Origin of the sequence: Kitasatospora atroaurantiaca (assembly GCF_007828955.1) — a bacterium.
GTDB lineage: Bacteria > Actinomycetota > Actinomycetes > Streptomycetales > Streptomycetaceae > Kitasatospora > Kitasatospora atroaurantiaca.
Genome location: NZ_VIVR01000001.1, coordinates 3,977,978 through 3,999,445, shown reverse-complemented (window position 1 = coordinate 3,999,445; position 21,468 = coordinate 3,977,978). Strand labels below are relative to the sequence as shown.

Below are 21,468 nucleotides of genomic sequence, written 5' to 3'. Positions count from 1 at the left end.
GGGCGCATCCGCACGGCGCCCGGGGCGCCTGGCCGGGCCGCAGCAGCCGGGAATCCGATCTGCCCGTGCCGTAGGGGGCGCCGCTTTCCATGGTTGCTCACCGAAGATGAGAATTACGTGAACCAGGTAGCCGATTCCGACCCCCGCCGATCGGCGGGGGTGGCCTCCCTCGGGCCGCTGCCGCCCGGCTTCCCACCTGGGCCTAGGCTCGACCCCAGCCCACCCCGCATCCACGAGGAGAGACCATGACGCCGATCCGCGTACTGATCGTGGACGACGAGATCCTGGTCCGCTCCGGCCTCGGACTCATCGTCGGCTCGTCGCCCGATCTGGAGGTCGTCGGCGACTGCTCCGGCGGCCAGGCCGAGGAGAAGGTGGCCGAGCTGCGTCCCCACGTGGTGCTGCTGGACATCCGGATGCCCGACCTGGACGGCATCTCCGTGCTGCGCCGGCTTCGCGCCCTGCCGCACCCGCCGGCCGTGGCCATGCTCACCACCTTCGACACCGACGAGTACATCGGCACCGCGCTGCGGATCGGGGCGGCCGGCTTCCTGCTCAAGGACACCGCACCCGACCAGCTGGTGCACGCCGTCCGGGTGCTCGCGGCCGGCGGCAGCATGCTCTCCCCCACCGTCACCCGCACCGTGATCAGCGGCTACGTCGAGGGCGGCGGCCCCGACGCGGAGGCCGCCTCGCTCACCCGCGGCCTGACCGGCCGGGAACTGGACGTCCTCGCCCTGCTCGGCGAGGGCCTGTCGAACGCCGAGATCGCCGACCGGCTCTTCCTCGGCACCGGCACCGTGAAGGACCACATCAGCGCGATCCTCGGCAAGCTCGGCGCCGCCAACCGCGTCCAGGCCGCCGTGGTCGCCAACCGCGCCGGTCTGGTCCGCAGCACCGAGCAGCCCGACGCATGACCGAGGCCCGAAGCACGCCCGAGACCCGAGGCACGAGCGAGACCCGAGGCGTGACCGAGACCCCGGGCACGACCGAGGTCCGCCCGTCCAGAAGACTGCCGTCCTGGCTCACCGCGCCCTGGCTGATGCTGCTGCTGCCCGTCCTGCTGGCCGCCCTCGATGCCGCACTGGTCGCCAGGGACGCCGCCTGGTGGGAGCTGGCCCTCTCCGGCCTGGCCACCGTGGTGCTGCTGCTGCGCAAGCGCTACCCCGTCCTGGTCCTGCTGCTGACCCTGCCCGGCAGCTTCTTCAACTTCATCTGGATCGCGCCGATCACGGCCGTCTACTCGGTGGCCGCGCACTACGCCCGACTGCGCGTCACCGCGCTCTGTGCCACCGCCTTCGCGCTGGTCGAGTTCTTCCACTGGCCGCTCTCGGACCACCCGCTCGCCTTCGACCGGGACAACGCCCTCTACGCCATCCAGTGCGTGATGCTCGCCGCCGGGCCCGCCGCGCTCGGCCTGCTCGCCCGCACCAGACACGAGCTCGCCGTCCGGTTGGACGAGCTGACCAAGGGCCAGCAGCGCGAGAGCCGGCTGCTGGCCGAGCGCGTCCTCGCCACCGAACGGGCCAGGCTGGCCCGCGAGATGCACGACGTGGTCTCCCACCAGGTCAGCCTGATCAGCATCCAGGCCGGCGCACTCCAGGTCAGCACGGGCGAGCCGGCCGCCAAGGAGACCGCGAGGACCATCCGCGAGCTCTCCGTCCGCACCCTGGAGGAGCTTCGGCAGATGGTCGGCGTGCTCCGCGCGGCCGGCATGCGGCAGGACGCGCCGCTCGCCCCGCAGCCCCGCCTTGCGGACCTCTGCAAGCTGATCGAGGGCAGCGGGCTGACCGTCACCACCGCGCTGAACCCGGGCGACCGCCCCTGGCCGGAGGCGGTCGAGCGGGCCGCGTACCGCACCGTCCAGGAAGCCCTCACCAACATCACCAAGCACGCCCCCGGCGCCGCCGTGGAGGTGCGGCTCTGCACCCGCGGCACCCGCCTGCTGGTCGAGGTCCGCAACGGGCCGCCCCCACTACGGCCCGGCCCGGCCGACACCCTCCCCGGCGGCGGCCACGGCCTGGTCGGCCTGCGCGAACGCGCCCAGCTGCTCGGCGGCTCCCTGACCGCCGCGACCACGCCGGAGGGCGGCTTCGTGGTCCGCGCCGAGCTTCCGGCCGCGGGGGAGTGACCGGAACGCGGGACGGCGCCCTCCCCACCGGGGGAGGACGCCGTCGGCCGGTCGCGGTTCATCTGCTGTAGTAGCCGAAGAGGTCCACGACCACGTGCGCGGTGCCCGGGCTCGAGACTGCGAGGTCCACCGCACCGTTCCTGACCGGGACGGTCACCAGGTTGGCGATGGTCTGGCCGCCCGACCAGTTGAGGTTCGAGGACCCCGGACGGGTGGTGTAGCCGGGCCAGGCGTTCAGGTAGCCCGGTGCGGTCGTACCGGTCACCGTGACGTTGAGGACCACCGAGGTCGCACCGGCCAGCACCCCGCGGTCCAGCGCCAGGTGGACGACCTGCCCGTTGGCCAGCGCGGCGGGAGCGGGAGCCCCCAGACCGCTACGGGTGTCCATCAGCCGCTTCGGACCGGCGTTGTGGAACCTGCCGCCCGAGGCGCTCTTGGTGAAGTACCCGAAGACGTCCGCGACGATGTCGACCGGCGCCGGGCTGCCGTTGAAGAACCTCACCCGTCCGTCGGCGCTCACCGGCACGATCACCAGGTTGGGCACGGTCTGGTTGGCCACCCAGTTGAGGTTCGACGAAGCCGGCTGCGGCTTGTCCGACGGCCAGGCCGTCAGATAGCCGCCGCTGCGGCCACCGGTCACCGTGGTGTTGAGGACGACCGCGGTGATGCCGGAGGCGGGCAGGCCGGACACGCCGGCGATCCTGAGATCCAGGGTCTGCCTGCTGCCCACCTGGGCCTTGGCCGCCCCGGTGCCGTCGCGGGTGTCGAGGAGCCGGGCCGGGCCGGCCGGGGTCAGCGTCGAGCCCGTGGTGTCGGCCTTGTAGTAGCCGAAGACGTCCACCACCAGGTCGGTCGGCGCGGCACTGCCGTTGAAGAGGTTCACCTTGCCGTCGCCGCCGACGGGGACGGTGACCAGGTTGGGGACGTCGCTCCCGGCGACCCAGTTGAGGTTCGAGGAGGTCGGCTGCGCCTTCCCCGACGGCCAGGCCGTCAGGAAGCCGGCCCCCTCGGTACGGGTCACCGTGACGTTCAGCACCACCGCGGTCACGCCCGAGGCGGGCACACCGCCACGGCCTGCGACCGGCAGCGACTTGGTGGCACGGCCCGCGACCTTGGCACCGGTGCTGCCGACCCCGCCGGGCCGGGTGTCCAGGAGGCGGTCCGGCTGGACCGGGTTGTAGGTGCCGGCGGGCTGCTCCGGCAGGCCCTGGCAGAGCGCGTCGATGACGCCGCGGCCCTTGGGGGCGCCGAGCCCGGTGGCCAGGTCGTAGCCCGCGGCGGCCTGGTACTTGCCGCCGGTGTTGCCCGAGATGGTCAGGTTGTTGTCGCCGACGGTCACGTCGGTGAACACCGAGGTGTTGCCGGCCAGCCGGTGGAGCGCCGGGTTGAGGTAGCCGACCGGCCCGTTGGCGGCGCAGCCGAGGGAGGTGTTCGCGTCGGCGATCAGCGCCGCCCAGAGCGGGGCCGCGGCGCTGGTACCGCCGATGACCGCACCGTGCGTCACGTTCTCCTCGTCGACGTGCGTGAAGACCAGGTACCCGTGGTACGGGTCGGACAGCGCGGATACGTCGGGTACCTGACGGCAGGTCTGCCCGGCGGCGGCGCCGCAGGCGTTGCTGTAGCCGGGGGCGTGGGTGGCGTTCCACGGGAAGAGCGTGTCGCTGAGCTTCCAGCCGGTGGAGACGCCACCGCCACCCGCGCCGTAACCGTCGTTCCAGACCTCGACCGGGCCGGGGAACTTCCCGAGGCCGCTGTGCGAGGTGCCGCCGATCCCCGTCGCGTACGGCTGGGACGCCGGGTCGTCCACGCTCAGCAGCGCGTCGTGCCCTGCCACGTCGGACGGGTAGCAGCCGGTGGAACCGGAGTCGCCCGAGGCCACCACCACGGACTGGCCCTGGGCCGCGGCCTGCTGGAGGGTGAGGTTGAGCGCCTGCAGGCGGCTGTCCGTCCGCTCGGCCTCGCAGCGGCCCCAGCTGACCGAGAGCACCTGGGCCCGGTTGTCGTCGACGATCCGCTGGTAGGTGCCGAGCACCCCGGTGCCGCTGTTCTCCCCCTGGTAGACCAGGATCGAGGCGCCCGGAGCGAGACCGGCGACCGTCTCGACGTCGAGTGCGGTCTCGCCGCCCTCACCGTTGTCCACGTCCGGCGGGCCGTCGGTACCGCTGACCCGGATGTTGGCCACGGAGGTCCTGGTGCCGTTGCAGGACTGGTAGTTGGCCACGGCCCTGGAGTCGTAGTTCTCCAGCGAGAGGATGGCCACCGTACTGCCGGACGCGCCGTCGGCGAGCCCGTTCAGGTCGTACGCCGTGGCCAGGGCGCCCGAGCTGTAGTAGTCGGTGCCGTCGGTGTAGCCCGCATCCACCATCGTGGAGACCCAGCCCGGGCAGAGCTTCGGGCTCGCGCCGATGTTCTGCGGCCGGTCGCCGTTGCGCGCCATGGAGTTGAGCAGCGGGACGGTCTTCTTCCGCACGCTCCTCGGCTGCAGCCGGACGGTGGTGTCCAGACCCACCACGGCGGCGACCGCCTTGGCGAGGTCCCCGCGTACGGCGGGCGCCTCGGTGTTGCTGAAGCCGGTCGAGCCGTCCGGCAGCCGGTAGCCGACGAGGTGGGTGTCGAAGGCCTTCTCCGCCTCGGCGACGGTGGCGCTGACCGGGATCGTCAGGCCGTTGGCCCCGATCTCTCCCGGCCTCAGGCCCTTGTCCCTGAGCGCCTTCCGGACGCTCTCCGCGGTGGCCGGGTCGGCGCCGAAGCGGCTGCCGAACTGGCCGGTTCCGAGGTAGTGGCGGTACTGCGGCGAGCCCGGGTCCGAGACTGCGGCGATGAAGCTCTGCAACTCGCCCGGGTCACGCGGCTGCAGGGTGACGGTGAGGTCCAGCCTGGTGTCGCCGCTCGGAGCGGCGGTTCTGACCGCCCCGGCGGGTGCGGTCGGCGCCGGGCCGATGCGCTGCGGCGCCAGGGTCTCGGCCTGTGCGGTGACGGCGGTCGGCAGGCCTGCGCCCGCGACCACGGCGGCGGTGACAGCGACCAGAGCGGCCGCGCGTCCGAGTAACTGCATCCGTGTCCTCCTCGGGATGACTGAATGCGCAAGGAAGAAATTCCGGATGACTCAACCCCCGGCGGACGGACCCGAGTTGACCCCCCATCTCGGCCCGATTCGGACACTCGCCCACCACGTCGATCCGAATTTCCGATAAAAGTTCTACCAGTAACCCGACACCCCTGTAGGCGAGTTGGCGATAAACGAGGAGCGGCGCCCTCCCCCGAAGGGGAGAGCGCCGCTCCAGAAACTGATGAGCGATCAGTTGCTGTAGTAGCCGAACAGGTCGGCGACCACCTGGGTGGTCCCGTTGCCGAAGGCAGCGAGGCTCACCTTGCCGTCCACGACCGGGACGGTCACCAGGTTGGCGATGGTGGTGCCCGCGGTCCAGTTCAGGTTGGACGCGGTCGGACGGGTCTGGCCGTACGGCCACACCGTGAGGTAACCGGAACCGGTGGTGTCCGTGACGGTGACGTTGAGGACCACCGAGGTGGCCTCCTTCGGCACGCGCCAGTTGTTCTCGGTCATCTCCAGGTTGAGCACCTGGCCGTTGGCCAGCGGGGCCTTCAGGTCGGTACGGGTGTCCACCTGGCGCATCGGGCCCGCGGTGTGGAACTTGCCGCCGGTGACCGAGTCCGAGAAGTACCCGGCGATGTCCACGACGACGTTGGAGCCCCACGGGCTGCCGTTGTAGAGGTTGACCTTGCCGTCCGCCCCGACCGGCACGATCACGGCGTTCGGGATGGTCTGGCCGGCGCTCCAGTTGAGGTTGGAGGCGAGCGGACGCGTGGTGCCCGAGGGGTACGCGGTGAGGTAGCCGGGACCGACGGTGTCGGTGATGGTGACGTTCAGGACCGCGGCGCTCACGCCGGAGGCCGGAACGCCGGCCTGGCCGCCGACCTGCAGCGCGACCTCACCCTTGCCGGCCAGGTTGGCCTGCTTGGACGAGTCGCGGGTGTCCAGGAGGCGGGTCGGGTTGATCGGCTTGAGCTGCGAGCCGGCCTCGGTGGTGGAGTAGTAACCCTGGACGTCCGCCACGAAGTTCACGTTGCCCGGGCCGCCGTTGAACAGGCTGACCTTGCCGTCCGCGCCGAGCGGCACGGTGACCAGGTTCGGGATGGTCTGCTTCGCGGTCCAGTTGATGTTCGAGGACAGCGGGCGCGCGGCACCGTGCGGGTACGCGGTGAGGTAGCCCCACGCGGTGGTGTCCGTGACGGTGACGTTCAGGACCACGGCGCTCACGCCGGAGGCCGGAACGCCGGCCTGGCCGCTGACCTGCAGCGCGACCTCGCCCTTGGGGCCGACGATCGCGCCACTGCGGGTGTCCAGGATGCGGCTCGGCGCGAGCGGCTTGAAGGTCGCGGACGGGAGGCAGACCTTGTCGATGACCTGGGCGGCCTTCGGGGTGCCCAGGCCGGTCGCCATGTCGTAACCGGCCGCAGCGGCGTACAGACCGCCGTGGTAGCCGATGTCGTTGTTGCCCGAGGTGATGTCACGCAGCGGGCTCTGCCCGGCGCGCGCCGCCTGGTACAGCGGGTGGTTCAGCAGACCGACTCGGCCGGAGCACTTGCCCGACGAGTTGGCGTGCGCGGCGACGGCCGCCCACAGCGGGGCCGCGCCACTGGTGCCGCCCATGATCGTCCAGTAGTTGTCACCGGTCGCGATGACGTACCCGGTGGCCGGGTCGGCGACCGCGGCAACGTCCGGGCTCTGCCGGCAGGTCCGCCCGCTCGGCGCGGAGCAGAAGCTGTTGGTGAAGCCGGGGCCGGTGAAGCCCGCCTGGAAGTTGTAGCTGTCGCTCAGCTGCCAGCGGGTGATGCCGCCGCCGCTCGCGCCGCCGCCGTGGTTCCAGACCTTCTCGGACGGGTTGGCCACGCCGGTCAGCGTGGTGCCGCCGACGCCGGTGACGTACGGCTGGCCGGACGGGTCGTCCGCGCTCAGCCGGTTGGGGTTCTCGATGCCCAGGTTGTGGCAGGAGCTCGAACCGTAGTCGCCGGAGGCGGCGACGACGCTCTGGCCCTGCAGCGCGGCCTGGAGGAAGATGTCGTGCTCCGCCGACAGGTCACTGCCCGCGACGACCTGGTCGCAGACACCCCAGCTGGAGGAGATGACCTGGGCGACGTTGTCGTTGACGATCTTCTGGTAGGTCGCCTGCACCTGCTGGTCGGTCGCGGTGGTGTAGTCCGGGCCCTGGTAGACCAGAACGTCCGACTTCGGCGCCAGACCCACGATGGTGTCGATGTCGAGAGCCGACTCGACGCCCACGTCGTTGTTGTTCGGCGTGGCCTGCGTACCGGCGTCGACCTTGACCCGCTTCACGGACGCGCTGGTGCCGTAGCAGCTCTGGAAGGTGTTGACGGCCGCGTCCGAGTAGTCCTCGAGCGCGAAGATCGCGACCGTGGTGCCGGCACCGCCGTCGCTCAGGTTGTTCAGACCGTAGACCGAGGCGAGCGAGGAGGCACTGAAGTAGTCCGTGCCCTCGGTCACGCCCCAGCGCGTGTTGAGCTGGTCCTTGGTCGACTGGCAGAGCTGCGGGTAGGCCGCCTCGGCCCGGGAGCCGACGGCACCCTTGGCCTGCGGGGTCACCTGGACGCCCTTGCCCTTGATGTGGTTGCTGTGCGCCCGGGCCAGGCCGTTGAGGCCGACCACGCTGACGACAGAGCCGGCCACGTCGCCGCGGAGCGCCGGGGCGGTGGTGTTGAGGTAGCCGGTCGAGCCGTCGGCCAGCTTGTAACCCGCGAAGCTGGTGTCGAAGGCCTTCTTGGCAGCCGCCACGGTGGTGTGCACCGGGATGGTCAGACCGTCCGCGCCGAGCGCGCCCGGCGTCAGGCCCTGGTCCTTCAGCGCCTGGGTGACCTTGGCCACCGTCGCCGCGTCGGCGCCGAAGCGCTGGGCGAACTCGCCGGTCCGCAGGTACTGGCGGTACTGCGGCGAGGTGCTGTCCGAGACCGCGTCGGCCAGCTGCTTGGCGCCCTCGAGGTCGCGCGAGCGCAGGTGGATGCTGAGGTCCAGCGGGGTGTCACCCGCCGGGTCGGCAACCTTCACGGCGCTGCCGGGCACGTTCGGCACACCGCCGACGCGCTGCGGGGAGAGCGTCGCGGCCTGGGCCGTCATGACGGTCGGCAGGCCGGCGCCCGCTACGAGGGCCGCGGTGGCGACGACAAGGGTGGTCGCACGTCCGAGTGACCCTCTTATTCGTGGTGTCCGGGTGGGACCCAACGGGTCGAGCATCCGCGTTCTCCTTGGGATGACTGCATGCGGAAAGAGCAGGAATTCCGGACAGATAGCCGCAATCACGGCCATAAGACAAAGGCGTGACGCACCGCTGCCAGCGATGCGCCAGAAGCTCAACCCCCCACGGACAACCCCCTGTGGAGAGACCCGAGTTGCCGTCATCGCGACTAAATCGGACATATCTCCGGACTGTCGAACAGAATTCCTGAGAGACGTTTTATCAGCCCGCACCGACACGGATCGTTCGGGGGCGCCCACCGTTGCCAACCGGTGACCTGGGTGAACGGCAGGAGACTCGGGGTCAGACAAAAAAGCCCCGCAGATCCGAAGATCTGCGGGGCTTCGCTGTGCGCGAGGGGGGAGTTGAACCCCCACGCCCTTTCGGGCACTGGAACCTGAATCCAGCGCGTCTGCCTATTCCGCCACCCGCGCATGGGTGTTGTCGTAGATGCTAGCCGATGTTCCGACCCGCTCCCAAGTCGTTTCCGACTGCTTGCTGGTCTTCCGTCCGGCTCCCTCTCGGGCGCCCCTTCCGACATGGAAAACAGTAGCACGACCTCCCGGTCACCTACGAATCCCTTCCTCCGACCCCCTCGGACGGGCCGGAGCGATCGGGTGACCGAAGGGTGAGCATGCCCTTCACCGGGTAGCCCTGGCTTGCCACCATCGATCCGCAGGTACGGCCCTGTGCCCAGGCTCACCCCTTGGCACCACACGCTCCGGGAACCGTACGGATGGCCCGGGCGTGGATACGATCAGTACGGAAGTACCGCAATCAGGCCCCGGAAGCAGGGCCGGACCGAAGCCCTTGGAAGGGGGTGCCCCGTGGGAGTCCTGAAGAAGTTCGAACAGCGGCTCGAGGGTCTCGTGAACGGCACCTTCGCCAAGGTGTTCAAGTCCGAGGTCCAGCCCGTGGAGATCGCCGGAGCGCTGCAGCGCGAGTGCGACAACAACGCCACCATCTGGAACCGCGACCGCACCGTGGTGCCCAACGACTTCATCGTCGAGCTCAGCCCGCACGACTACGAGCGCCTCAGCCCGTACTCCGGCCAGCTGGGCACCGAGCTCGCCGGCATGGTGCGCGAGTACGCCGAGGCCCAGCGGTACAGCTTCATGGGCCCGCTCCAGGTCAATCTGGAGCAGGCCGACGACCTCGACACCGGCCTCTACCGGGTGCGCAGCCGCACGCTGGCCGCCGAGGAGCCCCAGCGCCCGGCCGCCCCGCCGCCGGCCCAGGCCGGCTACGGCCGGCCGCCCACCTCGCCCGCTCCCGGCGCGCCGTGGCAGCAGCAGGGCGCGGGCCCGTACGGTGCGCCGCCCCCGCCCCCGGCGCCGCCCGCGGTGCCCCCCACGCCCCCGGCCGCCGGCGGCAACGTCCGCCCGTTCCCCGGCGCGGGCCACTCCGGCGCGGCCACCAGGCGCTGGATCGAGGTCAACGGGACCCGCCACCAGATCACCGGCAACGCCTGCGTCCTGGGCCGCTCCACCGAGGCCGACGTGCGCATCGACGACCCCGGGGTCTCCCGCAAGCACGCCGAGATCCGGCCCGGTACGCCCGCCATGGTGCTCGACCTCGGCTCGACCAACGGCATCGTGGTGGACGGACAGCACACCCAGCGCGCTACGCTCCGCGACGGCTCCAGGATCGTCCTGGGGAGCACCACCATCGTCTACCGACAGGTCGAAGGGTAGAGCGGGCCACCTATGTCAGAACTGACCCTGACGGTCATGCGGCTGGGATTCCTCGCCGTGCTGTGGCTGTTCGTCATCGTCGCGGTGCAGGTGATCCGCAGCGACCTGTTCGGCACCAAGGTGAACCCGCGCTCCGCGCGGCGCACCGCCGCGGCCCCCGCCACCGGGCCCGGCCGGCCGGCCCAGCAGGCACCCCAGACCGCCGCGCAGCCCCGGCAGCGCCGCGGCGCCCCGACCCAGCTGGTGGTCGTGCAGGGCTCGCTGGCCGGCACCACCGTCGCCCTGCAGGGGCAGACCATCACGCTCGGCCGCGCGCACGACTCCACGATCGTGCTCGACGACGACTACGCATCCTCCCGGCATGCCAGGATCTACCCGGATCAGACTGGGCAGTGGACGGTCGAGGATCTAGGCTCCACCAACGGCACCTATCTGGACCGGCAGCGGCTCACCGCGCCGACACCGCTCCAGCCGGGAATGCCGATCCGTATCGGCAGGACCGTCATCGAACTGCGGAAGTAGTAGGCGCATGAGGGACAGCACCCCGTCCAAGACCAGCCGGGAGCGAGGCTGCGACGCTGCCGCTCCCGTGCGCGCCCGTTCCCAGAGGGGGGCCAGGTCCGCATGACTCTCGTGCTTCGCTTCGCCGCCGGTTCCCACAAGGGCCTGATCCGGGAGGGCAACGAGGACTCCGGCTACGCCGGGCCGCGGCTGCTGGCCGTGGCCGACGGCATGGGCGGCGCGGCGGCCGGCGAGGTCGCCTCCTCCGAGGTCCTCGGCTCGATCGTCCGGCTGGACGAGGACGTCCCGGGCGCCGACCTGCTCACCCTGCTGAACGACGCGGTGCAGGGCGCCAACGAGCGCCTGCGCCAGATGGTCGAGGAGGATCCGCAGCTCGAGGGCATGGGCTGCACCCTCACCGCGATGCTCTGGACCGGCCAGCGGATGGGCCTGGTCCACGTCGGCGACTCCCGCGCGTACCTGCTGCGCGACGGCTCCCTCAGCCAGATCACCCAGGACCACACCTGGGTGCAGCGCCTGGTCGACGAGGGCCGGATCACCCCGGAGGAGGCCGAGACCCACCCGCAGCGCTCCCTGCTGATGCGCGCGCTGGACGGCCGCGGCCAGGTCGAGCCCGACCTGTCGATCCGCGAGGTCCGGGCCGGCGACCGCTATCTGATCTGCTCGGACGGCCTGTCGGGCCCGGTCAGCCACCAGACCCTGGAGGAGACGCTCGGGAGCTTCTACTCCCCGGAGCAGACCGTCCAGGAGCTGATCCAGCTCGCCCTGCGCGGCGGCGGCCCGGACAACATCACCTGCATCGTCGCCGACGTGATCGACGTCGGCGCCACCGACACCCTGAGCGGCCGGCTGGCCGACATCCCGGTCGTCGTCGGCGCCGTCGCGGACACCCCCCCGCCGACCGCCACCGACCACAGCATCCTGAACACCCCGGCCGGCCGCGCCGCCGGCCTCGGCCGCGCCCCGCAGGGCCCCCAGGGAGCCTTCGGCCCGCCCAGCGGCTACGACGGCGCCACGGCGGGCTTCGGCCCGGCGGAGGGCTACGGGGAGCCGCAGGGAGCCTTCGGCGAGCCGTACGGCACCTTCGGCGGCGCCGAGCAGGCGTACGAGGACTACGACGGCGAGGACGCACCGCGCCGCAAGGGCCGCTGGCTCAAGATCTCGCTCGCCGTCACCGTCACGCTGGGGCTGCTCGGCGGCGCCGGGTACTTCGGCTGGCGCTGGACCCAGGGCCAGTACTACGTCGGCGCAGACGGCGACGTGGTCGCCGTCTACCGCGGCATCAACCAGAACCTGGCCGGCCTGAACCTGTCCTCGGTCTACCAGCAGTACGGCGACGTCGAGCTCAAGTACCTCCCGGCCTACCAGCGCACCCAGGTCACCAAGACCATCCAGGCCAAGAGCCTGGACGACGCCCGCGAGCAGGTGAAGAACCTCGGCGCCCAGGCGGCGGTCTGCAAGAAGGTCTCCGAGGGCGCCAAGGCCCCGCAGGCCCCGGCCGCGACCCCCACCCCGGGCGCGACCGGCAGCACCGTGACCAACGCCGGCTACCGCACCGCCGGCTCGCCCAGCCCGGCCACCACCATCCCGGGCCAGGCCACCGGCAGCCCGACCACCACCAGCCCCACCACGGGCACTCCTGCCACCGGCAACCCCGGCACCACACCGACCCTCACCGAGCAGGAGCAGTCCATGGCTGCCAACTGCCCGGCCCAGTAACACCGACCCGTAGCGGGTCCTCAGCCGTCGGGGAGCGGCCTACACGTGAGCACCTTTGACCTGAGCAGCAGCAGTCCGAACAACGGCGGTCCGAACAGCGGCGGTGCCGCGCGCCCCAGGCGCCGGGAGAACACCACGATCACCCCGCAGGGCGCGCCCAACCGCCGCAACACCGAGCTCGCCCTGCTGGCCTTCGCGGTGGTGCTGCCGATGTTCGCGTACGCCAACGTCGGGCTCGCGCTGGACAAGCAGCTCCCCACCGGGATGCTGAAGTTCGGCCTCGGCATGGGGGCGCTCGCCCTGGTCGCACACCTGGTGATGCGCCGGTTCGCGCCGTACGCCGACCCGCTGCTGCTGCCGCTGGCCACCCTGCTCAACGGGCTCGGCCTGGTCATGATCTGGCGGCTCGACAAGGCCGGGAAGCTGCTCGCCAACAACGCCGACGCCGCGCCGAACCAGCTGATGTGGTCCGGCCTGGGCGTGGCCCTCTTCGTCGGCGTCATCATCCTGCTCAAGGACCACCGGATCCTGCAGCGCTACACCTACATCTCGATGGCCGTCGCCCTGGTGCTGCTCGCCGCACCCGCATTCTTCCCGGCCCGGAAGCAGGACTTCGGCGCCAAGATCTGGATCCACCTCGGCAGCTTCTCGATCCAGCCCGGCGAGTTCGCGAAGATCATCCTGACCGTCTTCTTCGCCGGCTACCTGATGGTCAAGCGGGACGCCCTGGCCCTGGCCAGCCGCCGCTTCATGGGCCTCTACCTGCCGCGCGGCCGCGACCTCGGGCCGATCATCGTGGTCTGGCTGATCTCCATCCTGATCCTCGTCTTCGAGACCGACCTGGGCTCCTCCTTCCTCTTCTTCGGCCTCTTCGTGGTGATGCTCTACGTCGCCACCGAGCGCACCAGCTGGATCGTCTTCGGCCTGCTGATGTCGATCGGCGGCGCCGCCGTGGTCGCCTCCTCCGAGTCCCACGTCAAGACGCGCATCGACGCCTGGCTCGACCCGATGGCCGCCTTCGCACCCAAGCCGCCGCAGGGCTCCACCGAGCAGATCGGCCAGACCCTGATGGCCTTCGGCTCCGGCGGCGTCACCGGCTCCGGCCTCGGCCAGGGCCGCTCGTGGCTGATCCAGTTCGCCGCCAAGAGCGACTTCATCCTCGGCTCCTTCGGCGAGGAGCTCGGCCTCACCGGCATGATGGCGCTCTTCGTGCTGTACGGCCTGGTCGTGCAGCGCGGCCTGCGGACGGCCGTCGCCGCCCGCGACCCCTTCGGCAAGCTGCTCGCCGTCGGGCTCTCCTCCGCCTTCGCCCTGCAGGTCTTCGTGGTGGCGGGCGGCGTCACCGGCCTGATCCCGCTGACCGGTATGACCATGCCCTTCCTGGCCCAGGGCGGTTCCTCGGTGGTCGCCAACTGGGCGCTGATCGCCGTGCTGCTCAAGATCAGCGACAGCGCCCGCCGCCCCGCCGCCGACCCCGCTCCTGCTCCCGGTCCTGCGGCGGAACCGAACCGGGCTGCTCAGGCGTGAAGAATCGTACGGTTCAATCCGACCAACTGACAGGAAAGAGGAGGGGACCCGACCAGTGAACAAGCCCATCCGCCGGGTCTCGATCTTCTGCCTGGTGCTCATCCTGGCCCTGATGATCCGGACCAACTGGGTCCAGGGCGTCCAGGCCGACGCCTGGGCGAGCAACAGCCACAACGACCGCAACAAGTACGACCGCTACGCCTACCCGCGAGGCAACATCATCGTCGGCGGCCAGCCGGTCACGAAGTCCGACTTCGTCAACGGCTACCGCTACAAGTACAAGCGCGCCTGGGTCGACGGCCCGATGTACGCCCCGATCACCGGCTACTCCTCGCAGGCCTTCGGGACCAGCCAGCTGGAGTCGCTGGAGGACGGCATCCTCTCCGGCACCGACTCCCGGCTGTTCTTCCGCAACACCCTCGACATGCTCACGGGCAAGCAGAAGCAGGGCGGCGACGTGGTCACCACGATCAACGCCAAGGCCCAGAAGGCCGCCTTCGAGGGGCTGGGCGACAAGAAGGGCGCGGTCGTCGCCATCGACCCGCAGACCGGCGCCATCAGGGCCCTGGTCTCCACGCCCTCGTACGACCCGGGGCGTTTCGCCGGCACCGGTGCCGAGGACAGCAAGGCCTGGACGGACCTCAACGCCGACGCGAACAAGCCGATGCTCAACCGCGCGCTGCGCGAGACGTACCCGCCCGGCTCGACCTTCAAGCTGGTCACGGCGGCGGCGGCGTTCGAGAACGGCAGGTTCCAGAGCGTCGAGGACACCACCGACACCCCCGAGACCTACCTCCTGCCGGGCACCAACACCCCGCTGAAGAACGCCAGCGCCACCGAGCCCTGCGCCGGGGCCACCGTGAAGACCGGCATGGACTTCTCCTGCAACACCGTCTTCGGCAAGATCGGCGCCGATCTCGGCCGGGACAAGCTGCGCGCGCAGGCCGAGAAGTTCGGCTTCAACAACGCGCAGATCGACGTCCCGATCCGGGCCGTGCCCAGCTACTACCCCAAGGGCTCGTCCCCCGACGGCACCGCGATGGACGCCATCGGCCAGCACGACACCCGGGCCACCCCGCTGCAGATGGCGATGGTCGCCGCGGCGATCGCCAACAACGGCAGCCTGATGCAGCCGTACCTGGTCGAGGAGGAGCGCGCTGCCAACCTCACCACCATCTCCAAGCACTCCGAGCACCAGCTGAGCCAGGCCGTCAGCCCCGCCACCGCCCAGAAGCTGCAGCAGCTGATGGAGAGCGTGGTCAAGAACGGCACCGGCACGAAGGCCCAGATCGACGGCGTCACGGTCGGCGGCAAGACCGGCACCGCGCAGCACGGCCAGGACAACAGCGGCCTGCCGTTCGCCTGGTTCATGTCCTATGCCAAGGGCGCCGACGGCCAGCAGATCGCGGTCGCGGTGGTGGTCGAGGACGGCGCGGCGGAGAGCAGCGAGATCAGCGGCGGCGGAATCGCGGCCCCGATCGCCAAGCAGGTGATGGAGGCGGTGCTCGGCAAGTAGCCCCCGGTTACGGGCGCTCTCTTGTCACAATGGGACCTTCACGGTCGATACCGGTCTGGTCTCAGCTGGCGGCCTGTTCCGGCTGTCTCAGGTTGGACCGGTAGCGTATCCGCAAGCAGCGGGTGTGCCCGCCGCTCACCCATGGCCCCGGCCGTGGGGCCGACGTCACAGAACCAACCGTGGCTGCGGCAGCGTCCAACAGAGCGTGCGGGGACACCTACGTCACATCCTCACCAGCCGGTGAGGGAGAGGGTCGGAACTATGGAAGAGCCTCGTCGCCTCGGCGGCAGGTACGAGCTCGGCGGCGTCCTCGGGCGCGGCGGCATGGCCGAGGTGTACCTCGCCCATGACACCCGGCTCGGCCGTTCCGTCGCAGTGAAGACGCTCCGGGCCGACATGGCCCGGGATCCGTCGTTCCAGGCCCGCTTCCGCCGCGAGGCGCAGTCCGCGGCGTCCTTGAACCACCCCGCGATCGTCGCCGTGTACGACACCGGCGAGGACTACATCGACGGCATCTCCATCCCGTACATCGTGATGGAGTACGTCGAGGGCTCCACGCTGCGTGAGCTTCTTCACTCCGGGCGGCGGCTGCTGCCCGAGCGCGCGCTCGAGATGACCATCGGCATCCTGCAGGCGCTGGAGTACTCGCACCGGGCCGGCATCGTGCACCGCGACATCAAGCCCGCGAACGTGATGCTCACCCGGCAGGGCAACGTCAAGGTCATGGACTTCGGTATCGCCCGCGCGATGGGTGACGCCGGCATGACGATGACCCAGACCTCGGCCGTCATCGGCACCGCCCAGTACCTCTCCCCCGAGCAGGCCAAGGGCGAGACGGTCGACGCGCGGTCCGACATCTACTCCACCGGCTGCCTGCTCTACGAGCTGCTCGCCGTGCGCCCGCCGTTCGTCGGCGACTCGCCGGTCGCGGTCGCGTACCAGCACGTCCGCGAGGAGGCCCAGCCGCCGTCCGCGTACGACCCCGAGCTGCGCCCCGAGATCGACGCGATCGTCCTGAAGTCCCTCACCAAGGACCGCGACTACCGCTACCAGACGGCCGACGAGATGCGCGACGACATCGAGCGCTTCCTCGACGGCCTCCCGGTCGCCGCAGCCCAGCAGGCCGCCGCCTTCGGCATGGGCGCCGCCGGCTACGGCTACGACCAGCAGGGCTACGCCGCCCAGCACGACCCGTACGGCCAGACCAACCTGCTCCCGCAGCAGGGCGCGGCCGGCCCGACCACCATGCTGCCGCCCGTCGGCTCCCAGCAGCCCGGCTACGGCTACCAGGAGGACGGCTACGGCGGTTCGGGCGGCTCCGGCGGCGGGTACGACGACGGCTACGACCGGGGCGGACGGCGGCAGGAACCGAAGAAGAACAACACCTCCTGGATCATCCTCGCCGTCGCGGCGGTGCTGGTCCTGGTCGGCGCGTACTTCGTGGTGGACGCCATGACCCAGCCGGGCGGCGCCGGCGGCTCCACGGTCAGCGCCCCGAACCTGGTCGGGCAGACCCTGGCCGACGCACAGGCCAAGGCGAAGAACCTGAACGACAAGCTCCAGGTCGTCGCCGGCGATCCGATCAAGTGCCCGGACGCCAACATCAAGCAGGACCAGATCTGCACCCAGGATCAGGCCGCCAACTCCAAGATCGCGTCCGACAGCACGATCAAGGTCCACCTCTCCTCCGGCCCGGTCACCTCGGCCGTGCCGGACGTCACCGGCAAGGCGAAGGACGTCGCGACCGACCTCCTCACCAAGGCCGGCTTCGTCATCGGCAAGACGGAGTACCAGGCCAGCGACGCGGTCGACCAGGACAAGGTCATCTCCCAGGACCCGACCGGCAACGCCGCGGCCGGAGCCACCGTCAACCTGGTGATCTCCTCCGGCCAGACCAAGGTGACCGTCCCGGGTGTCGTCGGCCAGACCGTCGACACGGCCCGCCAGCAGCTCGAGGGTCTGGGCTTCCAGGTCGTCACCAAGGACGCCCCGGCACCGGACGTGAGCAAGGTCGGCATCGTCGCCGCCCAGGACCTGAAGGCCAACTCCAAGGCCCCCAAGGGCGCCACGATCACACTGACGGTCTACAAGACCCCGGACAAGGTCCAGGTCCCCGACCTCAAGGGCAAGACCGTCAAGGAGGCCACGGCCGCCCTCAGGGCCCTGCACCTGGAGTGGACCTTCAGCGGCGCCGGCAGTGACAGCAACAACATCGTCTTCACCACCTCCCCCGGGGCGAACAACCTCGTCGACGCCGGTTCGAGCGTTCAGCTCTTCACGATGCCCGGCAAGGGCGGCGGTTCCACTCAGCCCCCGAACAACTGACGGCTGATCACCACGGCGAAGGGGGGCTGCGATCGCAGCCCCCCTTCGGCGTTCCCGTCGGGCTTCCCGCTACGGGCGCCGGCGGGTCCGGCGCCGCCTGCCCGGCCCGGGGGAGGCGAGCATCGAGCACAGCATGTCCACCCGCCCGCCCATGCTCCGGACCGCGCAGCCGGTGTCCGCCACGCGCACGCTCATGGACGCGATGAGCTCCCGCTCCAACTCCAGCTGCCGCACCAACGCCGCGTTGGCCTCCCGCAGCTCCCGGAGCTCGTCCCGCACGGCGAGGGCGGCCCGCTCGGCGATCTCGGCCACCATTGCCTCCGGCCACCGGCCGGCGCTCTCGGCGGGCCGCTCGGCGAGGTCCAGCAGATGCGCCCGCACCTGCCGGGCCACCTCGCTGTCCCGCAGCAGCATCGCCACGTTCAGGACGGCCCGGCGGGGGAAGACGGTCAGGCCGCGCCCCGGCGACTTTCTAGTGGTCATGTTGACCACTAGAAAATCCTGCAGGTCAGCGCCCTTGAGAAGGGCCATCCCGCTCTCGCGCAGCTCCTCGCGGTGGCGCCGGACGACGCTGTTCACCGCCTCCTCGTGGACGCCGAAGTAGTCGGCCACCATCCGGGTCGTCACATGCACCCCGTCCGGCAGCAGCCGCAGCGCCTTGACCTTGTCGAGGGCCTCCGTACGGCCCACCAGGGTGCCGCGCATGGTCCGGGACTCCAGAAGTACGGCTTCGTGGTTCATCGTTCGCCTCGCCCGTCGTCAGGCACCAGGAAGACCCTGGCCCACCCACCTGTGCTGACCTGGCAAACGACCTTGGCGCTGACGCGTCACCTTCCCGGTCGAGCGCACGGGATCACCGACCCGGCGTGCAACGCCCTCCCCGCGCCCACCGCTCCCGGCTTGTCCACAGCCTGTGCAGAGAGCAGAGACTTCCCCAGCGGTCAGGACTCCTCGGCGACCCGCAGCACCAACTTCCCCACCGTACGCCCGGTTTCGCCGAGCTCGTGCGCCTTCGCCGCCTCCGCCAGCGGCAGTACGGCGGCCACCTCGGCCCGCAGCTGCCCCGACTCGACCAACTCGGCCACCGCCAACAGCGCCCGCCGGTCCGGTTCGACCAGCATGAAGCCGGCCCGGATGCCGCGCTCGGCCGCCACGGGGACCAGCGCGTCGTCCTTCGGGTGCGTCAACGAGACCAGGGTGCCGCCGTCCCGCAGGACCGTGAGCGAGCGCTCGCTGTAGTCCTCCCCGACGGTGTCCAGCACCATGTCCACCTCGGCGACCACCGTCTCGAAGGCAGCCGCCGTGTAGTCGATCACCTCGTCCGCGCCGAGCCCCCGGACGAACTCGTGCTTGCCCGCACTCGCCGTGGCGATCACGTACGCGCCGAGCGACTTGGCGATCTGCACCGCGACGTGCCCGACCCCGCCCGCCGCCGCGTGGATCAGCACCCGCTGGCCCGGCCGCAGCTCCGCCCGGTCCACGAAGGCCTGCCAGGCCGTCAGTGAGACCAGCGGCAGGGCCGCCGCCTGCACATGGTCGATCCCGGCGGGCTTGTGGACGAAGTGGCGGGCCGGGGCGGCGATGAACTCCGCGTACGCGCCCAGCAGCCTCGGGAACCCCGCCATCCCGAACACCTCGTCGCCGGGCTGAAAGAGCGTCACCCCGAAGCCGACTGCCTCCACCACGCCCGAGACGTCGTAGCCGAGCACGAAGGGCAGTTCCCGGCCCGTGGCCACCCCGCCCCAGGACCGGGTCTTCCAGTCCGTCGGGTTGACCCCGGCCGCGTGCACCCGTACCAGGATCTCCGTCGGCCCCGGCTGCGGCCGGTCGCGCTCGACCACCCGCAGCACCTCGGGGCCTCCGAACTCGTCCTGGCTGACCGCCCGCATCCGCTGAACCGTCCCGCTCGTGCCACTCGTCCCGCTCATCACCAGCTCCTCTCGAAGGGATCTTCAGCCTCGCGCCGGAAGCCCGCCCCGACGAGTGGCCGGATGGACAAGGAGTGAGAGGATCCGGCCATGCATCGTGTCGTCGTCCTCGCCCTGCCCGGTGTCATCCCCTTCGAACTCGGCATCCCGCACCGGCTGTTCGGTAACGCCTACAGCCTGGACGGCAAGCCCCTCTACGAGACCGTCACCTGCAGCCTGGACGGCCGGCCGGTCCGCACCGACGCCGACTTCACCCTCGCGGTCGACCACGACGCGAGCGTCATCGCCGACGCGGACACCCTGATCATCCCGCCCAGCCACCACGACAGCCCCGTCCTGCGCACCGGCGAAATCCCCGAACCGGTGGCCCGGGCCCTGGCCTCCGTCCGTCCCGGTGCCCGGCTGGTGTCGATCTGCACCGCGTCCTTCGTGCTGGCCGCCGCCGGCCTGCTCAAGGGCCGTACCGCGACCACGCACTGGTACTACACCGAGCAGTTCGGCCGGCTCTTCCCGGACGTCCGCCTCGACCCCGACGTGCTCTTCGTCGACGACGGCGACATCCTCACCTCGGCCGGCGCGGCGGCCGGCGTCGACCTCTGCCTCCACCTGGTCCGCCGCGACCACGGCAGCGAGGTCGCCAACGGCGTCGCCCGCCGCTGCGTCGTCCCGCCGTGGCGCGAGGGTGGCCAGGCCCAGTACATCCGGCGGCCCGTCCCCGCCCCCGCAGAGGCGGACACCGCCGCCACCCGGGACTGGGCCCTGCAGCAGCTCCACCGCCCCATCCCGCTCGCCGAGCTGGCCGCCAGGGCCGGGATGAGCGTACGGACCTTCAGCCGCCGCTTCCTCGCCGAGACCGGGCAGACCCCCGGCCGGTGGCTCACCGCCCAGCGGGTGGAGCTCGCCCGCCGACTGCTGGAGTCCAGCGACCTGCCGGTCGACCAGGTCGCCGAGCGGTCCGGCTTCGGCAGCGGCTCCTCGCTGCGCCAGCACCTGGCCGCCGCCCTCGGGGTCTCCCCCGCCGCGTACCGCCGCACCTTCCAGGGCAGCCCTCAGCGCAGCTCCGGCGGCGGCGTCCGGCGGGCGTCGACCGCGTCCACCCGGACCAGACTCCCCCAGACCGCCATCCGGTAGCGCGAGGTGTAGACCGGCGTGCAGGTGGTCAGCGTGATGTACCGCCCCGGCTTGTCGTAGGGCGACCCGGCCGGGACGGGCGCGATCACGCCCGTGTCGTACTGGGAGGTCTGCGGCAGCGTGCCGTCGACCCGGTAGACGTACCAGCTGTCCCTGGTCTCCACCACGACCGCGTCGCCGGGCCCCACCTGGTCGAGGTCGTGGAACTTGGCGCCGTGGCCGTCCCGGTGGGCCGCCAGGGCGAAGTTGCCGGTCCCGTCCCAGGGCATCGCCGAGCGGTACGGCTCCTGGTAGACCCCGGCCACGCCCTCGTTCAGCACCTCCGGGCCGGTGCCCATCCGGATCAGCACCTGGTAGTCGCGCCCCATGGCGGGCACGTGCAGAAAGCCGACCCCGTCCCCGGCCGCGTAGACCGGCGGCGGCGCCGCGGGCGCGGACGCCGCGGCGGATGCCGCAGGCGCCGCCGGGGCCGACCAACTGCCGCGCAGCCGCTCGGCCTCCCGCCCTGCCCTGCCGTCCGCGACCAGGTCGGTCCACCACAGCGAGTACCCGACGAAGAGCGCCAGCACCAGCCCCACCGTGATGAAGAGCTCGCCGACCGCCCCGAGCACCACCGCCGCCCGGCCGCGCGGGCGCCGGCGATGCCGCCGACGCTCTCGGTCCGAAGGCCCGTCCTGCTCGTTCTGCACGCCGCCTCGCCTCTTGC

General features: G+C 71.2%; 14 protein-coding genes and 1 tRNA gene. 9 read left to right on the top strand and 6 right to left on the bottom strand.

What is annotated here, in order from left to right:
* Nucleotides 1-245: 245 nt before the first annotated feature.
* Together FB465_RS18435 and FB465_RS18430 are read left to right on the top strand one after the other, a co-directional pair.
* Nucleotides 246-917, top strand: a complete 672-nt coding sequence (locus tag FB465_RS18435; protein ID WP_145792025.1) for a response regulator — start codon at nt 246-248, stop codon at nt 915-917.
* A 50-nt stretch (nt 918-967) separates the two neighbouring features.
* The gene (locus FB465_RS18430; protein ID WP_246192713.1) at nt 968-2,131 is read left to right on the top strand and encodes a sensor histidine kinase; all 1,164 of its coding nucleotides are present in this window, start codon (nt 968-970) and stop codon (nt 2,129-2,131) included.
* Nucleotides 2,132-2,189: 58 nt separating this feature from the next.
* On the opposite strand, the gene FB465_RS18425 is transcribed toward FB465_RS18430, so the two are convergent.
* The 3 genes from FB465_RS18425 to FB465_RS18415 form a co-directional block, all read right to left on the bottom strand.
* On the bottom strand, nt 2,190-5,186 hold the full coding sequence (locus FB465_RS18425) for a S53 family peptidase (RefSeq protein WP_145792021.1): 2,997 nt from the start codon (nt 5,184-5,186) through the stop codon (nt 2,190-2,192).
* A gap of 243 nt (nt 5,187-5,429) precedes the next feature.
* Nucleotides 5,430-8,399, bottom strand: coding sequence for a S53 family peptidase (locus FB465_RS18420; protein ID WP_170290629.1), 2,970 nt, complete (start codon nt 8,397-8,399; stop codon nt 5,430-5,432).
* A gap of 351 nt (nt 8,400-8,750) precedes the next feature.
* Nucleotides 8,751-8,834, bottom strand: a tRNA-Leu gene (locus tag FB465_RS18415).
* A gap of 393 nt (nt 8,835-9,227) precedes the next feature.
* Between FB465_RS18415 and FB465_RS18410 the strand changes: the two genes are divergently transcribed.
* From FB465_RS18410 to pknB, 6 genes are all read left to right on the top strand, one after another.
* Nucleotides 9,228-10,094: an FHA domain-containing protein gene (locus FB465_RS18410; protein WP_145792017.1), complete on the top strand. Its 867-nt coding sequence runs from the start codon at nt 9,228-9,230 to the stop codon at nt 10,092-10,094.
* Nucleotides 10,095-10,106: 12 nt separating this feature from the next.
* On the top strand, nt 10,107-10,616 hold the full coding sequence (locus FB465_RS18405) for an FHA domain-containing protein FhaB/FipA (protein WP_145792016.1): 510 nt from the start codon (nt 10,107-10,109) through the stop codon (nt 10,614-10,616).
* A gap of 102 nt (nt 10,617-10,718) precedes the next feature.
* Nucleotides 10,719-12,335, top strand: a complete 1,617-nt coding sequence (locus FB465_RS18400; RefSeq protein WP_145792014.1) for a PP2C family protein-serine/threonine phosphatase — start codon at nt 10,719-10,721, stop codon at nt 12,333-12,335.
* A gap of 138 nt (nt 12,336-12,473) precedes the next feature.
* A complete protein-coding gene (locus tag FB465_RS18395; protein ID WP_246193244.1) occupies nt 12,474-13,862 on the top strand; it encodes an FtsW/RodA/SpoVE family cell cycle protein in 1,389 nt (462 codons plus the stop codon).
* Between the two features lie 55 nt (nt 13,863-13,917).
* On the top strand, nt 13,918-15,378 hold the full coding sequence (locus FB465_RS18390; protein ID WP_145792013.1) for a peptidoglycan D,D-transpeptidase FtsI family protein: 1,461 nt from the start codon (nt 13,918-13,920) through the stop codon (nt 15,376-15,378).
* Nucleotides 15,379-15,639: 261 nt separating this feature from the next.
* Entirely contained in the window at nt 15,640-17,703 is a 2,064-nt protein-coding gene (pknB, locus tag FB465_RS18385; RefSeq protein ID WP_145792011.1) for a Stk1 family PASTA domain-containing Ser/Thr kinase, read from the top strand.
* A gap of 69 nt (nt 17,704-17,772) precedes the next feature.
* Here pknB and FB465_RS18380 read toward each other — a convergent pair whose 3' ends face one another.
* The gene (locus FB465_RS18380; RefSeq protein WP_145792010.1) at nt 17,773-18,444 is read right to left on the bottom strand and encodes a hypothetical protein; all 672 of its coding nucleotides are present in this window, start codon (nt 18,442-18,444) and stop codon (nt 17,773-17,775) included.
* Between the two features lie 200 nt (nt 18,445-18,644).
* A complete protein-coding gene (locus FB465_RS18375) occupies nt 18,645-19,631 on the bottom strand; it encodes an NADP-dependent oxidoreductase (protein WP_246192711.1) in 987 nt (328 codons plus the stop codon).
* A gap of 90 nt (nt 19,632-19,721) precedes the next feature.
* Between FB465_RS18375 and FB465_RS18370 the strand changes: the two genes are divergently transcribed.
* On the top strand, nt 19,722-20,762 hold the full coding sequence (locus FB465_RS18370) for a GlxA family transcriptional regulator (protein ID WP_145792004.1): 1,041 nt from the start codon (nt 19,722-19,724) through the stop codon (nt 20,760-20,762).
* Here FB465_RS18370 and FB465_RS18365 read toward each other — a convergent pair.
* On the bottom strand, nt 20,681-21,451 hold the full coding sequence (locus FB465_RS18365) for a class E sortase (RefSeq protein ID WP_145792003.1): 771 nt from the start codon (nt 21,449-21,451) through the stop codon (nt 20,681-20,683). The genes FB465_RS18370 and FB465_RS18365 overlap by 82 nt on opposite strands.
* Nucleotides 21,452-21,468 lie beyond the last annotated feature (17 nt).

Coding starts and splice junctions, on each gene's coding strand:
- FB465_RS18435 (WP_145792025.1), top strand. CDS start 246: ATGACGCCGATCCGCGTACTGATCGTGGACGACGAGATCCTGGTCCGC.
- FB465_RS18425 (WP_145792021.1), bottom strand. CDS start 5,186: ATGCAGTTACTCGGACGCGCGGCCGCTCTGGTCGCTGTCACCGCCGCC.
- FB465_RS18420 (WP_170290629.1), bottom strand. CDS start 8,399: ATGCTCGACCCGTTGGGTCCCACCCGGACACCACGAATAAGAGGGTCA.
- FB465_RS18405 (WP_145792016.1), top strand. CDS start 10,107: ATGTCAGAACTGACCCTGACGGTCATGCGGCTGGGATTCCTCGCCGTG.
- FB465_RS18400 (WP_145792014.1), top strand. CDS start 10,719: ATGACTCTCGTGCTTCGCTTCGCCGCCGGTTCCCACAAGGGCCTGATC.
- pknB (WP_145792011.1), top strand. CDS start 15,640: ATGGAAGAGCCTCGTCGCCTCGGCGGCAGGTACGAGCTCGGCGGCGTC.
- FB465_RS18380 (WP_145792010.1), bottom strand. CDS start 18,444: ATGAACCACGAAGCCGTACTTCTGGAGTCCCGGACCATGCGCGGCACC.
- FB465_RS18375 (WP_246192711.1), bottom strand. CDS start 19,631: ATGAGCGGGACGAGTGGCACGAGCGGGACGGTTCAGCGGATGCGGGCG.
- FB465_RS18370 (WP_145792004.1), top strand. CDS start 19,722: ATGCATCGTGTCGTCGTCCTCGCCCTGCCCGGTGTCATCCCCTTCGAA.